Source organism: Pseudomonas paracarnis, assembly GCF_904063055.1.
In the GTDB taxonomy this organism is placed as follows: Bacteria; Pseudomonadota; Gammaproteobacteria; order Pseudomonadales; family Pseudomonadaceae; genus Aquipseudomonas; species Aquipseudomonas paracarnis.
Genome location: NZ_CAJFCN010000008.1, coordinates 186,131 through 200,465, shown reverse-complemented (window position 1 = coordinate 200,465; position 14,335 = coordinate 186,131). Strand labels below are relative to the sequence as shown.

11 protein-coding genes are annotated in these 14,335 nt (G+C 58.5%); all 11 read left to right on the top strand.

Annotated elements, in window-relative coordinates; genetic code table 11:
* Nucleotides 1-228: 228 nt before the first annotated feature.
* The 11 genes from sdhC to JMV15_RS18505 all read left to right on the top strand — a co-directional run bounded on the left by sdhC (nt 229) and on the right by JMV15_RS18505 (nt 14,320).
* Entirely contained in the window at nt 229-603 is a 375-nt protein-coding gene (gene sdhC / locus JMV15_RS18555) for a succinate dehydrogenase, cytochrome b556 subunit (RefSeq protein WP_014717729.1), read from the top strand.
* A complete protein-coding gene (gene sdhD / locus JMV15_RS18550) occupies nt 597-965 on the top strand; it encodes a succinate dehydrogenase, hydrophobic membrane anchor protein (RefSeq protein ID WP_003172805.1) in 369 nt (122 codons plus the stop codon). Before sdhC ends, sdhD begins: the two co-directional genes overlap by 7 nt.
* A gap of 3 nt (nt 966-968) precedes the next feature.
* Nucleotides 969-2,741 (top strand): succinate dehydrogenase flavoprotein subunit, encoded by a 1,773-nt coding sequence (sdhA, locus tag JMV15_RS18545; protein WP_014717730.1) that lies wholly within the window; start codon nt 969-971, stop codon nt 2,739-2,741.
* A gap of 11 nt (nt 2,742-2,752) precedes the next feature.
* The gene (locus JMV15_RS18540; RefSeq protein WP_003172807.1) at nt 2,753-3,457 is read left to right on the top strand and encodes a succinate dehydrogenase iron-sulfur subunit; all 705 of its coding nucleotides are present in this window, start codon (nt 2,753-2,755) and stop codon (nt 3,455-3,457) included.
* Nucleotides 3,458-3,719: 262 nt separating this feature from the next.
* A complete protein-coding gene (locus tag JMV15_RS18535; RefSeq protein WP_014717731.1) occupies nt 3,720-6,551 on the top strand; it encodes a 2-oxoglutarate dehydrogenase E1 component in 2,832 nt (943 codons plus the stop codon).
* Between the two features lie 44 nt (nt 6,552-6,595).
* The gene (gene odhB, locus JMV15_RS18530) at nt 6,596-7,819 is read left to right on the top strand and encodes a 2-oxoglutarate dehydrogenase complex dihydrolipoyllysine-residue succinyltransferase (protein ID WP_014717732.1); all 1,224 of its coding nucleotides are present in this window, start codon (nt 6,596-6,598) and stop codon (nt 7,817-7,819) included.
* Nucleotides 7,820-7,918: 99 nt separating this feature from the next.
* Nucleotides 7,919-9,355 carry a dihydrolipoyl dehydrogenase gene (lpdA, locus tag JMV15_RS18525; RefSeq protein WP_014717733.1) on the top strand — a complete coding sequence of 479 codons (1,437 nt, stop codon included), beginning with the start codon at nt 7,919-7,921 and terminating at the stop codon, nt 9,353-9,355.
* Nucleotides 9,356-9,559: 204 nt separating this feature from the next.
* Nucleotides 9,560-10,726 carry an ADP-forming succinate--CoA ligase subunit beta gene (gene sucC, locus JMV15_RS18520; RefSeq protein WP_003190011.1) on the top strand — a complete coding sequence of 389 codons (1,167 nt, stop codon included), beginning with the start codon at nt 9,560-9,562 and terminating at the stop codon, nt 10,724-10,726.
* Nucleotides 10,726-11,607: a succinate--CoA ligase subunit alpha gene (gene sucD, locus JMV15_RS18515; protein ID WP_003190013.1), complete on the top strand. Its 882-nt coding sequence runs from the start codon at nt 10,726-10,728 to the stop codon at nt 11,605-11,607. Before sucC ends, sucD begins: the two co-directional genes overlap by 1 nt.
* A gap of 428 nt (nt 11,608-12,035) precedes the next feature.
* Nucleotides 12,036-13,349, top strand: a complete 1,314-nt coding sequence (brnQ, locus tag JMV15_RS18510) for a branched-chain amino acid transport system II carrier protein (protein ID WP_014717734.1) — start codon at nt 12,036-12,038, stop codon at nt 13,347-13,349.
* Between the two features lie 230 nt (nt 13,350-13,579).
* Nucleotides 13,580-14,320, top strand: a complete 741-nt coding sequence (locus tag JMV15_RS18505) for a DUF599 domain-containing protein (protein WP_014717735.1) — start codon at nt 13,580-13,582, stop codon at nt 14,318-14,320.
* The last annotated feature ends 15 nt before the right edge of the window (nt 14,321-14,335 follow it).

Below are 14,335 nucleotides of genomic sequence, written 5' to 3'. Positions count from 1 at the left end.
TTGACTGCCATTTACGCCTTTTATCCCGCCAGCGCAATCAGCTATTAGGGTGAGGTGTGCGCGTTGTCATTAGTAACCTAACTGTCTATACTCGGCCACCGACCGCCAAGGGCTTTTGGGCTTGCTTTCATTGGGGGTCGCACTCCCTGGGTGGTGCTTACCTGACCAGTCGCACTCCCCAACAACTTTGCCCTGATTGTTAGGGGCTCTTCAGTGTGAAAAAAAGCCGTGAATAGCCAACGACCTGTAAACCTAGACCTAAGGACCATCAAACTCCCCATCACCGGCGTTACGTCGTTCCTGCACCGTGTTTCCGGCATCATCCTGTTCCTGGGCTTGGGCATCATGCTTTATGCATTGAGCAAATCCCTGGGTTCCGAGGAAGGATACGCCGAGGTGAAGGCATGCTTGACCAGCCCGCTGGCCAAGTTCGTAGCATGGGGCCTCCTGTCCTCTCTTCTGTATCACCTGGTAGCCGGTGTGCGCCACTTGATCATGGACATGGGCATCGGTGAGACGCTGGAAGGCGGCCGCCTGGGCTCGAAAATCATCGTCGCCATTTCCGTGGTGCTGATCGTTCTGGCAGGAGTTTGGATATGGTAACCAGCGTAACGAATCTGTCGCGTTCGGGCCTCTATGACTGGATGGCACAGCGTGTGTCTGCGGTCGTTCTCGCGGCTTATTTCATTTTCCTGATCGGATACCTCGTCGCAAACCCGGGCATCGGCTATGAGCAATGGCACGGCCTGTTTTCCCACAATGCGATGCGAATCTTCAGTCTGCTGGCCCTTGTAGCCCTGGGCGCTCACGCCTGGGTTGGCATGTGGACCATCGCGACTGACTACCTGACGCCGATGGCGCTGGGCAAGTCCGCGACTGCAGTACGTTTCCTCTTCCAGGCAGTATGCGGCGTCGCGATGTTCGCTTACTTCGTCTGGGGTGTGCAGATTCTTTGGGGTATCTGATTCATGGCTAACATTCCAACTATTTCATTCGACGCCATCATTATTGGTGGCGGCGGTGCTGGCATGCGCGCTGCGCTGCAGCTGGCCCAGGGCGGCCACAAGACGGCCGTGATCACCAAGGTGTTCCCGACGCGTTCCCACACCGTATCGGCCCAGGGTGGCATCACCTGCGCCATCGCCTCCGCCGACCCTAACGATGACTGGCGCTGGCACATGTACGATACCGTCAAGGGTTCCGACTACATCGGTGACCAGGACGCTATCGAATACATGTGTCAGGAAGGCCCGGCCGCGGTGTTCGAGCTGGACCACATGGGTCTGCCGTTCTCCCGTACCGAGCAAGGCCGTATCTACCAGCGTCCATTCGGTGGCCAGTCCAAGGATTACGGTAAAGGCGGCCAGGCTGCCCGTACCTGCGCTGCGTCCGACCGTACTGGTCACGCTCTGCTGCATACCCTTTACCAAGGCAACCTGAAAGCCGGTACCACGTTCCTGAACGAGTACTACGCTGTTGATCTGGTGAAGAACGGCAAGGGCGAGTTCGTCGGTGTGATCGCCATCTGCATCGAAACCGGTGAAACCACCTACATCCGCGCCAAGGCGACTGTGCTGGCGACCGGTGGTGCAGGTCGTATCTACGCTTCTACCACCAATGCCCTGATCAACACCGGTGACGGCGTCGGCATGGCCCTGCGTGCTGGCGTACCGGTACAAGACATCGAAATGTGGCAGTTCCACCCGACCGGCATCGCCGGCGCCGGTGTACTGGTGACCGAAGGTTGCCGTGGTGAAGGTGGTTACCTGATCAACAAGCACGGCGAGCGTTTCATGGAGCGTTATGCTCCGAACGCCAAAGACTTGGCTGGCCGTGACGTTGTGGCACGTTCGATGGTTAAAGAGATCATCGCCGGTAACGGCTGTGGCCCGAATGGCGACCACGTACTGCTCAAGCTCGATCACCTGGGTGAAGAAGTGCTGCACAGCCGCCTGCCTGGTATCTGCGAGCTGTCCAAGACCTTCGCCCACGTTGACCCGGTAGTTGCTCCGGTTCCGGTGGTTCCAACTTGCCACTATATGATGGGCGGCGTGCCGACCAACATTCATGGTCAGGCAATCACCCAGAACGCCGACGGCCAGGACGAGATCATCCATGGTCTGTTCGCAGTAGGTGAAGTGGCTTGCGTATCGGTTCACGGTGCCAACCGCCTGGGCGGCAACTCGCTGCTCGACCTGGTGGTATTCGGCCGTGCGGCCGGCCTGCACCTTGAGAAGGCGCTGACTGACGGCATCGAATACGATGACGCCACCGACGCCAACATCGAAGCGGCCCTGGCGCGTCTGAACGCTCTGAACGAGCGCACGGATGGCGAAGACGTGGCAACCCTGCGTCGCGAGCTGCAAAGCTGCATGCAGAACTACTTCGGTGTGTTCCGTACCGGCGAATACATGCAGAAGGGCATCGCCCAGCTGGCTGACCTGCGCAAGCGCATCGCCAACGTCAAGATCAACGATAAGAGCCAGGCGTTCAACACTGCTCGTATCGAAGCCCTTGAGCTGCAAAACCTGCTGGAAGTGGCTGAAGCGACGGCGATCGCCGCCGAGGTTCGTAAAGAATCCCGTGGTGCTCACGCTCGTGAAGACTTTGAAGATCGCGACGACGAAAACTGGTTGTGCCACACCCTGTACTTCCCGGGTGACAAGCGCGTAACCAAGCGTGCCGTGAACTTCTCGCCGAAGACGGTGCCGACGTTTGAACCGAAGATTCGGACTTACTAAGGGTGGCTGCCATGTTGAAAGTCAGTGTTTATCGCTACAACCCTGATCAGGACGCCGCGCCGTTCATGCAGGAGTTCCAGGTCGATACCGGTGGTAAAGACCTGATGGTGCTGGATGTACTGGCACTGATCAAAGAGCAGGACGAGGGTTTCTCCTATCGTCGCTCTTGCCGTGAAGGTGTGTGCGGTTCCGACGGCATGAACATCAACGGCAAAAACGGCCTGGCGTGCATCACGCCGCTGTCCGCCGTGGTCAAAGGCAACAAGCTGATTGTTCGTCCACTGCCAGGTTTGCCGGTTATCCGTGACCTGGTCGTCGATATGAGCATCTTCTACAAGCAATACGAGAAAGTTAAGCCGTTCCTGCAGAACGACACGCCGGCTCCGGCCATCGAGCGTCTGCAGTCCCCGGAAGAACGTGAAAAACTCGATGGCCTGTACGAGTGCATCCTGTGCGCTTGCTGCTCGACATCCTGCCCGTCCTTCTGGTGGAACCCGGACAAGTTCCTGGGTCCAGCTGCGCTGCTGCAAGCCTACCGCTTCCTGGCAGACAGCCGTGATACCAAGACGTCCGAGCGTCTGGCTTCGCTGGATGACCCGTTCAGCGTATTCCGCTGCCGCGGGATCATGAACTGCGTCAACGTATGTCCTAAAGGCCTGAACCCGACTAAGGCCATTGGTCACATCCGTAACATGCTGCTGCAGAGCGGCGTGTAACTGACGTTGTAGTAAAAGCAGGACCGTTGTGCCCGTAAATGCTGCGGCGCAGGCTTCAACCGGCGCCGTAGTTTTAACTTGAGCAGCGACTTACAAAGCCGCGGCTCTTATTTTGAAGAAATGAGACAAGCAGGGGCATTCGGGTTGGTACCCGAACTATCAGCGTGATCCTAAGTTGCTTGTTTTGGTCGCTGCACTTGGCCTTTTGCAAGCAAACTCGGTGTTTTCGCCGGTGGTGTCCCCAAATCGAGGGTGACCAAGCATGCAAGAAAGCGTGATGCAGCGCATGTGGAACAGCGGCTATCTTTCAGGTGGTAACGCTGCCTATGTGGAAGAGCTTTATGAGCTCTACCTGCACGACCCTAACGCTGTGCCAGAAGAATGGCGCACCAAATTTCAGACGTTGTCTTCAGACGGCAACGCTGCCACCGATGTATCGCACGCAACAATTCGCGATCAGTTCGTGCTGCTGGCAAAGAACCAGCGCCGCGCCCAACCGGTTTCCGCCGGCAGCGTGAGCAGTGAGCATGAGAAGAAGCAAGTTGAAGTACTGCGACTGATCCAGGCCTACCGTATGCGTGGCCACCAGGCAGCCCAGCTTGACCCGCTGGGGCTGTGGCAGCGTCCTGCACCTGCAGACCTGTCGATCAATCATTACGGCTTGACCAATGCCGATCTTGATACGACCTTCCGTGCCGGCGACCTGTTCATCGGCAAAGAGGAAGCGAGCCTACGCGAAATTCACGAAGCGTTGCAGCAGACATATTGCCGCACCATCGGCGCTGAATTTACGCACATCACCGATTCCGAGCAGCGCCAGTGGTTCCAGCACCGCCTGGAAGGCGTGCGTGGCCGTCCGGTATTGTCCGCCGATGTGCGCGGCCACCTGCTGGAGCGCGTGACCGCGGCCGAAGGCCTCGAGAAATACCTGGGCACCAAATACCCAGGCACCAAACGTTTCGGCCTGGAAGGCGGCGAAAGCCTGATTCCGATGCTCGACGAGCTGATCCAGCGTTCCGGTTCCTATGGCACCAAGGAAATCGTGATCGGCATGGCTCACCGTGGTCGCCTGAACGTGTTGGTCAACACCTTCGGCAAGAACCCGCGTGAGCTGTTCGACGAGTTCGAAGGCAAGAAGAAGGTCGAGCTGGGTTCCGGTGACGTTAAATACCACCAGGGCTTCTCGTCCAACGTGATGACCACCGGCGGTGAAGTTCACCTGGCCATGGCATTCAACCCCTCCCACCTGGAAATCGTTTCGCCAGTGGTCGAGGGTTCGGTACGTGCTCGCCAGGATCGTCGTAACGATTCCACCGGTGAGAAGGTTCTGCCGATTTCCATCCACGGTGACGCGGCATTCGCCGGTCAAGGCGTGGTCCTGGAAACGTTCCAGATGTCGCAGACTCGCGGCTTCAAGACCGGTGGTACCGTTCACATCGTCATCAACAACCAGGTGGGCTTCACCATCAGCAACCCGTTGGACGCGCGTTCCACCGAGTACGCCACCGACGTTGCCAAGATGATCCAGGCGCCGATCCTCCATGTGAATGGCGATGATCCGGAAGCCGTGCTGTTCGTCACCCAACTGGCTGTCGACTACCGCATGCAGTTCAAGCGTGACGTGGTCATCGACCTGGTTTGCTACCGCCGTCGCGGTCACAACGAAGCGGACGAGCCAAGCGGCACCCAGCCGTTGATGTACCAGCAGATCACCAAGCAGCGCACCACCCGTGAGCTGTACGCCGAAAGCCTGACCAAGGCCGGCGTGGTTGACGATGCGCGTGTTCAGGCGAAAGTCGACGAATACCGCAACGCGCTGGACAACGGCCTGCATGTAGTGAAAAGCCTGGTCAAGGAGCCGAACAAAGAGCTGTTCGTTGACTGGCGCCCATACCTGGGTCACACCTGGACTGCACGTCACGATACCTCGTTCGATTTGAAGACGTTGCAGGAACTGTCCGCCAAGCTGCTGGAAATTCCCGAAGGCTTCGTCGTACAGCGCCAGGTTGCGAAGATCTACGAAGACCGTCAGAAGATGCAAGCCGGTGGCCTGCCGATCAACTGGGGTTACGCCGAAACCATGGCGTACGCGACCCTGGCGTTCGAAGGTCACCCGATCCGCATGACCGGCCAGGACATCGGCCGCGGTACGTTCTCGCACCGTCATGCTGTATTGCACAACCAGAAAGACGCGGGCACCTACATCCCGTTGCAGAACCTGTACGAAGGCCAGCCACGTTTCGACCTGTACGATTCGTTCCTGTCCGAAGAAGCCGTACTGGCGTTCGAATACGGTTACTCGACCACCACGCCGAACGCGCTGGTGATCTGGGAAGCCCAGTTCGGCGACTTCGCCAACGGTGCCCAGGTGGTTATCGACCAGTTCATCACCAGCGGCGAGCACAAGTGGGGCCGTCTGTGCGGTCTGACCATGCTGCTGCCACACGGTTATGAAGGTCAGGGCCCTGAGCACTCCTCGGCCCGTCTGGAGCGTTACCTGCAATTGTGCGCCGAGCACAACATTCAGGTGTGCGTGCCGACGACCCCGGCGCAGATCTACCACTTGCTGCGTCGCCAGGTGATCCGTCCGCTGCGCAAGCCGCTGGTGGTACTGACGCCGAAGTCGCTGTTGCGTCACAAGCTGGCCGTTTCGACCCTGGAAGATCTGGCCCAAGGTTCGTTCCAGACCGTGATTCCAGAGATCGATACGCTGGACGCCGCCAAGGTCACTCGCCTGATCCTGTGCAGCGGCAAGGTCTACTACGATCTGTTGGAAAAACGCCGTGCCGAAGGCCGCGAAGACATCGCCATCGTGCGTATCGAGCAGCTTTATCCGTTCCCGGAAGATGACCTCATGGAGATCATCGCGCCTTACACCAACCTCACGAACGTAGTGTGGTGTCAGGAAGAACCGATGAACCAGGGCGCCTGGTACAGCAGCCAGCATCATCTGCGTCGCAGCATCGGCAACCACAACAAGGCTTTGGTCCTTGAGTACGCCGGTCGTGATGCTTCTGCTGCACCTGCCTGTGGTTACGCGTCGATGCACGCCGAGCAGCAGGAAAAACTGCTGCAAGATGCTTTCACTGTTTAACGCCTTCGCGCTGACTGAAACCGAATTTTAAGGACCTACAGATAATGGCTATCGAAATCAAAGCCCCGTCATTCCCGGAATCGGTTGCCGATGGCACCGTTGCCACCTGGCACAAGAAACCAGGCGAGGCCGTCAAGCGTGACGACCTGATCGTCGACATCGAGACCGACAAAGTCGTTCTGGAAGTGTTGGCCGAAGCTGACGGCGTGCTGGGCGCAATCGTTGCTGAAGAGGGCGCTACCGTTCTGTCGAACCAGGTACTGGGCTCGATCGAAGAGGGCAGCGCTGCTGCCGCTGCTCCTGCTCCTGCCGCTGCTGCACCGGCTGCTTCTGCGCCTGCCGCACCGGCTGCGGGTGGCGAAGATCCAATCGCTGCACCGGCTGCGCGTCAACTGGCTGAGGAAAACGGCATCAACCTGGCTTCCATCAAGGGCACCGGCAAAGATGGCCGTGTGACCAAGGAAGACGTGGTTGCCGCAGTTGAAGCCAAGAAGAACGCTCCGGCTGCCGCACCTGCCAAGGCTGCAGCGCCTGCTGCCGCTGCGCCTGTGTTTGCCGCTGGCGACCGCACCGAGAAGCGCGTACCGATGACTCGTGTACGTGCCACCGTGGCCAAGCGCCTGGTTGAAGCTCAGTCGAACATGGCGATGCTGACCACCTTCAACGAAGTCGACATGACCGAAGTCATGGCCCTGCGTTCGAAGTACAAGGACCTGTTCGAGAAGTCCCACAACGGCGTGCGCCTGGGCTTCATGTCGTTCTTCGTGAAAGCGGCCACCGAAGCGCTGAAGCGCTTCCCGGCAGTCAACGCTTCGATCGACGGCGGCGACATCGTTTACCACGGCTACTCGGATATCGGCGTTGCCGTCTCCAGCGACCGCGGCCTGGTGGTTCCAGTCCTGCGTAACGCCGAGCTGATGAGCCTGGCCGAAATCGAAGGCGGCATCGCTGGCTTCGGCAAGAAAGCCCGTGACGGCAAGCTGACCATCGACGAGATGACCGGCGGTACCTTCACCATCACCAACGGTGGTACCTTCGGTTCGATGATGTCGACGCCGATCGTCAACCCACCGCAGGCCGCGATCCTGGGCATGCACAACATCATCCAGCGTCCGATGGCCATCAACGGCCAAGTCGTGATCCGCCCAATGATGTACCTGGCACTGTCTTACGATCACCGCCTGATCGACGGTAAAGAAGCCGTGACGTTCCTGGTGACCATCAAGAACCTGCTGGAAGACCCGGCTCGCCTGCTCCTGGACATCTGATAGAAGCAGTTGCACGTTGCGAGCTACAAGCTGTAGGAAAAAGCAGCTTGGCTTGCAACGTGTGACTAGAAGCTTGTCGCAAATAGAGGATCTATTTTCATGACACAGAAATTTGACGTTGTAGTGATTGGTGCAGGCCCTGGCGGCTATGTTGCCGCCATCAAGGCTGCGCAACTGGGCCTGTCCACTGCTTGCATCGAAAAATACACCGACAAGGAAGGCAAACTGGCGCTGGGCGGTACTTGCCTGAACGTGGGTTGCATTCCGTCCAAGGCGCTGCTGGACAGCTCCTGGAAATTCCACGAAGCCCAAGACGGCTTTGCGATCCACGGCATCAACCATGCTGGCGTGACCATGGACGTACCCGCAATGGTCGGCCGTAAAGCCAACATCGTCAAAGGCCTGACTTCCGGCGTTGCCACCTTGTTCAAGGCCAACGGCGTGACTTCCATTCAAGGCCACGGCAAGCTGCTGGCCGGCAAGAAAGTTGAAGTCACCAAGCCAGACGGTTCGGTTGAAGTCATCGAAGCCGAAAACGTGATCCTGGCACCCGGCTCGCGTCCAATCGACATTCCGCCTGCTCCTGTTGATAACAACGTGATCGTTGATTCGACCGGCGCCCTGGAATTCCAAGCTGTGCCTAAGCGTCTGGGCGTCATCGGCGCTGGCGTGATCGGTTTGGAACTGGGTTCGGTATGGTCCCGCCTGGGTGCTCAAGTCACCGTGCTGGAAGCCCTGGATACATTCCTGCTGGCTGCCGACACCGCGGTGTCCAAGGAAGCGCTGAAAACCCTGACCAAACAAGGTCTGGACATCAAGCTCGGCGCCCGTGTTACCGGTTCCAAGGTCAACGGCGAAGAAGTCGTAGTGACCTACACCGATAAAGACGGCGAGCAGACCATCACTTTCGACAAGCTGATCGTCGCCGTGGGCCGCCGCCCAGTGACCAACGACTTGCTGGCTTCCGACAGCGGCGTGAACATCGACGAGCGTGGTTTCATCCACGTTGACGATCATTGCGCCACCACCGTGCCTGGCGTCTATGCCATTGGCGACGTGGTTCGTGGCATGATGCTGGCCCACAAGGCTTCCGAAGAGGGCATCATGGTCGTTGAGCGCATCAAGGGTCACAAGACCCAGATGAACTACGACCTGATCCCATCGGTTATCTACACCCACCCGGAAATTGCATGGGTCGGCAAGAACGAACAGCAGTTGAAAGCTGAAGGCGTTGAAGTTAACGTCGGCACCTTCCCGTTTGCCGCTTCTGGCCGTGCCATGGCAGCCAACGACACCGGTGGTTTTGTCAAAGTCATCGCTGATGCCAAGACTGACCGCGTATTGGGCGTCCACGTGATTGGCCCAAGCGCTGCAGAACTGGTTCAGCAAGGCGCGATCGGCATGGAATTCGGCACCAGTGCCGAGGACTTGGGCATGATGGTCTTCTCCCATCCGACCCTGTCCGAAGCGCTGCACGAAGCTGCGTTGGCAGTGAATGGCGGCGCCATCCACATTGCCAACAAGAAGAAGCGCTAAGCGAGATAATAAGAAACCACGGCGGAGTTGCCCGTCGTGAGCCTTGCGCGCAAGACTCACCGCGGAATATCCGCTGGACGCAGCCTTGCGCAGCTTTACGGGCCATAAGCCCCGCAAGTTGCGCGAGCAGCAGTCACAGGTGGCGCGGCACTCATAATGAGCGCAGCGCCGAATGCGCAGTACCTAACGAAGACGGTAAAAAGCATGAATCTTCACGAGTATCAGGGTAAGCAGCTGTTCGCTGAATACGGCCTGCCAGTTTCCAAGGGCTACGCAGTAGACACCCCGGAAGCAGCAGCAGAAGCTTGCGACAAAATCGGCGGCAGCGAGTGGGTTGTCAAAGCCCAGGTCCACGCCGGTGGTCGCGGTAAAGCGGGCGGCGTCAAGCTGGTTCGCAGCAAAGAAGACGCCAAGGCCTTCGCACAGCAGTGGCTGGGCAAGCGTCTGGTGACTTACCAGACTGATGCCAATGGCCAACCAGTCACCAAGATCCTGGTTGAATCGTGCACTGATATCGCTAAAGAGCTGTACCTGGGCGCTGTCGTTGACCGTTCGAGCCGTCGCATCGTGTTCATGGCTTCCACCGAAGGTGGCGTGGACATCGAGAAAATTGCTCACGAAACCCCAGAAAAAATTCTGAAGGCCACTATCGATCCACTGGTTGGCGCTCAGCCATTCCAGGGTCGTGAACTGGCTTTCCAGCTGGGCCTGGAAGGCAAGCAAGTTGCCCAGTTCGCCAAGATCTTCGTAGGTCTGGCCAAACTGTTCCAGGATCACGATCTGGCCCTGCTGGAAGTGAACCCGCTGGTGATCAAGGCTGACGGCGATCTGCACTGCCTCGATGCCAAGATCAACATCGACGCCAACGCCATGTACCGTCAGCCTAAGCTGAAGACTTTCCACGATCCGTCGCAAGACGATCCGCGCGAAGCGCACGCTGCCAAGTTCGAACTGAACTACGTAGCCCTGGAAGGCAACATCGGCTGCATGGTCAACGGTGCCGGCCTGGCCATGGGTACCATGGACATCGTCAACCTGCATGGCGGCAAGCCAGCCAACTTCCTCGACGTAGGTGGTGGCGCTACCAAGGAACGCGTTACCGAAGCGTTCAAGATCATCCTGTCCGACTCCAACGTCGCTGCAGTACTGGTCAACATCTTCGGCGGCATCGTTCGTTGCGACATGATTGCCGAAGGCATCATCGGTGCAGTGAAAGAAGTCGGCGTTAAAATCCCGGTTGTTGTTCGCCTTGAAGGTAACAACGCTGAACTGGGCGCTAAAGTACTGGCAGAAAGCGGTTTGAACATCATCGCGGCTACCAGCCTGACCGACGCTGCTCAACAAGTTGTCAAAGCTGCGGAGGGCAAGTAATGAGCGTCCTGATCAATAAAGACACCAAAGTTATCTGCCAGGGTATTACCGGTTCGCAAGGTAGTTTCCACACCCAGCAAGCCATCGAATACGGCACCCAGATGGTTGGCGGCGTAACTCCAGGCAAAGGCGGCACCGAGCACCTGGGCCTGCCCGTGTTCAACACCGTGAAAGAAGCAGTAGAAGCCACTGGCGCCACCGCCAGCGTGATCTACGTTCCAGCTCCTTTCTGCAAGGACTCGATCCTGGAAGCGGCATTCGGCGGCATCAAGCTGATCGTCTGCATCACCGAAGGCATTCCTACCCTGGACATGCTGGACGCTAAAGTTAAGTGCGACGAACTGGGCGTAGTCCTGATCGGCCCTAACTGCCCAGGCGTGATCACCCCAGGCGAATGCAAGATCGGCATCATGCCAGGTCACATTCACTTGCCAGGTAAAGTCGGTATCGTTTCCCGTTCCGGCACCCTGACCTATGAAGCTGTCAAGCAGACCACTGACGCCGGTTTCGGTCAGTCGACTTGCGTCGGCATCGGCGGTGACCCGATCCCAGGCTCCAACTTCATCGACATCCTGAAGCTGTTCCAGGAAGACCCGAAGACCGAAGCGATCGTAATGATCGGTGAGATCGGCGGTTCGGCTGAAGAAGAAGCGGCTGCCTACATCAAGGCACACGTGACCAAGCCGGTTGTTTCCTACATCGCTGGTGTGACTGCCCCTGCGGGCAAGCGCATGGGCCATGCTGGCGCAATCATCTCTGGCGGCAAAGGCACTGCAGACGAGAAATTCGCTGCACTGCAAGACGCAGGCGTTAAAACCGTGCGTTCGCTGGCAGACATCGGCAAGGCCCTGGCCGAGCTGACCGGTTGGGCTGTCAAGTAAGCCTCGCGCTTAGCTGACGCTTCACCACACAAAGGCCACCTTCGGGTGGCCTTTGTGCTTTCTGGGTATACCCAGATTTGGGGATGTACTCGGTTCAATGTGGGAGCTGGCTTGCCTGCGATGCAGACACCTCGGCGCATCAGCCATGCCCAGTCGATGCCATCGCAGGCAAGCCAGCGCCCACAGGGTTCTGTGTTGCCCAATTAAGTATGAAAACGCGACATTGAAATGTCGCTTATCGGACAGTCCGCCCCGCAACAGTGCGTTTGTCAGCCTAATTCTGTACTCTAGCCGCCTCTTTATGCGTCCGCGTCCCAAAAGGAAGCTGCGCGCTAGACCGGTCGGTCCCCACAAGGGCCGGCAGCATTTCCCTCATCCATAGGGAAGCCCTCTCTAAATTCCGATTCAGTAGTGTGGTATTTCCTCAAATGAAAGTGTTGAAAAGCCAGGATATCCTGGCGCTGGGCTTTATGACCTTTGCCCTGTTCGTGGGCGCCGGCAACATCATCTTCCCGCCTATCGTTGGTTTGCAGTCCGGGCCGCATGTGTGGATGGCGGCGCTGGGCTTTCTGATCACCGCGGTCGGTTTGCCGGTGGTCACTGTGATCGCCCTGGCCAAGGTCGGTGGTGGCATGGATGCGCTGAGCAGCCCGATTGGCAAGATCGCCGGTGGCCTGCTGGCGGCAGCGGCCTACCTGGCAGTGGGCCCGCTGTTTGCGACCCCGCGCACCGCAACAGTATCGTTTGAAGTGGGCCTGGCGCCCTTGACCGGTGAGAGCCCGTTGGCACTGTTCCTCTACAGCTCGGTGTATTTCCTGGTGGTGTTCTTTGTCTCCCTGTACCCAGGTCGACTGCTGGACACCGTGGGCCGTTTCCTGGCGCCGCTGAAAATCATCGCCCTGGCTATTCTCGGCATCGCTGCGTTTGCCTTGCCCGCCGGTGAGGTGGGGGTTGCCACGCCGGAATACGTTGCCGCGCCGTTCTCCCAAGGCTTTATTAATGGTTACCTGACCATGGATACCCTGGGCGCCCTGGTGTTCGGCATCGTGATCGTCAACGCGATTCGCTCCCGTGGCGTCGAGTCACCCAAGCTGATCACTCGCTACGCGATCATTGCCGGGCTGATTGCCGGCGTGGGCCTGGCACTGGTGTACGTCAGCCTGTTCCGCCTGGGTTCGGGCAGCCATGCCGTGGCCGCGGGTGCCAGCAATGGCGCGGCGGTACTGCACGCCTATGTGCAATACACGTTCGGCTCCCTGGGCAGTGGTTTCCTCGCCGTGCTGATTTCCCTGGCATGCCTGGTGACCGCCGTGGGCCTGACCTGTGCCTGCGCCGAGTACTTCAGCAAGATCCTGCCGCTGTCCTACAAGACTCTGGTGGTGATCCTGGCACTGTTCTCGCTGTTTGTGTCCAACCTGGGCTTGACCAAACTCATTGCCTTCTCGATCCCGGTGCTGACCGCGATCTACCCGCCATGCATCGTGTTGGTGGCCTTGAGCTTCTGCAAAGGGTTCTGGCAGGAACAGGGCCGTATTGTCGGCCCGGTGATGCTGGTGTCGTTCATCTTTGGCTGCATCGACGCACTCAAGGGGGCGGGCCTGGCGGGTTGGATGCCTACGCAACTGGTAAACCTGCCGTTGAGCGAACAAGGCTTGGCGTGGCTGGTGCCGTCGGTGATGACGCTGGTCGGGGCCGTGGTGATTGACCGTATGCTGGGCAAGCGCAGCGAAGCCATCGCGTAACGCGCGGTTGAGCTCTACTGAAATGCCCCGTATCAAACGATACGGGGCATTTTTTTTGCGTATGAGGTTACATATTTCTAAACTTGTGAACCGGTAATGTGGGAGCGGGCTTGCTCGCGAATGCGGTGTGTCAGCAAACTAATATGCAGCTGGCACACCGCATTCGCGAGCAAGCCCGCTCCCACAGTTTGACCGCGTTTTCACCATGGCTACCCTGTACAAGGACCTACATGTCGTTTGTCGAAATCAATCAAGTTCATCTGCTTGCAGCACTCTGGTTTGTCATCTGCTGGGGCGGCTACACCCGTTACGCAACGTGGAAAGCCCGGGACACGGCGTGCCTGGCCAGTGTGTTGCACCTGTACCGTGAAGACTGGATGCGCCGCATGCTGCTGCGCGACAACCGTATCGCCGACGCCAGTGTGATCGGTAACCTGGAGCGCAATGCCTCGTTCTTTGCCTCCAGCACCTTGATCATCCTCGCCGGTATTCTCACGGTGCTGGGGGCTTCGGAACGCGCAGTGTCACTGCTGGCGGACATTCCCATGGTGCAGCAGGCATCCCAGGGCATGTCGGAGATCAAATTGCTGTGCCTGGCACTGGTGTTCGTCTATGCCTTTTTCACCTTCAGCTGGTGCATGCGCCAGTACAACTTCGCGGCGGTGCTGGTGGGCTCGGCGCCCATGATCGGTGAACGGCACGTGTCAGAGCAGGAGCGCAAGGCGTTTGCTTTGCGGGCGGCGCGAGTGATTTCGATGGCGGCCAACCAGTTCAACTTTGGCCTGCGCGCCTATTACTTCGGCATGACCATGCTGGCCTGGTTTGTCAGCCCCTGGTTGTTCATGTTGATGAGTAGCGGGGTGGTGCTGGTGCTGTACCGCCGCGAGTTCCATTCCGATGTATTGCAGGTGATGGTGTATACCCCGACCGATATGCCGGGAGCCGACGTTGTAAAAGACGGCGCACAGTAGCGCTGCAAGCAAATC

Bases quoted from the DNA above. Each gene is read 5' to 3' on its own strand.
- JMV15_RS18540 (WP_003172807.1), top strand. From the start codon at position 2,753: ATGTTGAAAGTCAGTGTTTATCGCTACAACCCTGATCAGGACGCCGCG.
- sdhD (WP_003172805.1), top strand. From the start codon at position 597: ATGGTAACCAGCGTAACGAATCTGTCGCGTTCGGGCCTCTATGACTGG.
- lpdA (WP_014717733.1), top strand. From the start codon at position 7,919: ATGACACAGAAATTTGACGTTGTAGTGATTGGTGCAGGCCCTGGCGGC.
- JMV15_RS18535 (WP_014717731.1), top strand. From the start codon at position 3,720: ATGCAAGAAAGCGTGATGCAGCGCATGTGGAACAGCGGCTATCTTTCA.
- JMV15_RS18505 (WP_014717735.1), top strand. From the start codon at position 13,580: ATGTCGTTTGTCGAAATCAATCAAGTTCATCTGCTTGCAGCACTCTGG.
- sdhA (WP_014717730.1), top strand. From the start codon at position 969: ATGGCTAACATTCCAACTATTTCATTCGACGCCATCATTATTGGTGGC.
- sucD (WP_003190013.1), top strand. From the start codon at position 10,726: ATGAGCGTCCTGATCAATAAAGACACCAAAGTTATCTGCCAGGGTATT.
- sucC (WP_003190011.1), top strand. From the start codon at position 9,560: ATGAATCTTCACGAGTATCAGGGTAAGCAGCTGTTCGCTGAATACGGC.
- brnQ (WP_014717734.1), top strand. From the start codon at position 12,036: ATGAAAGTGTTGAAAAGCCAGGATATCCTGGCGCTGGGCTTTATGACC.
- odhB (WP_014717732.1), top strand. From the start codon at position 6,596: ATGGCTATCGAAATCAAAGCCCCGTCATTCCCGGAATCGGTTGCCGAT.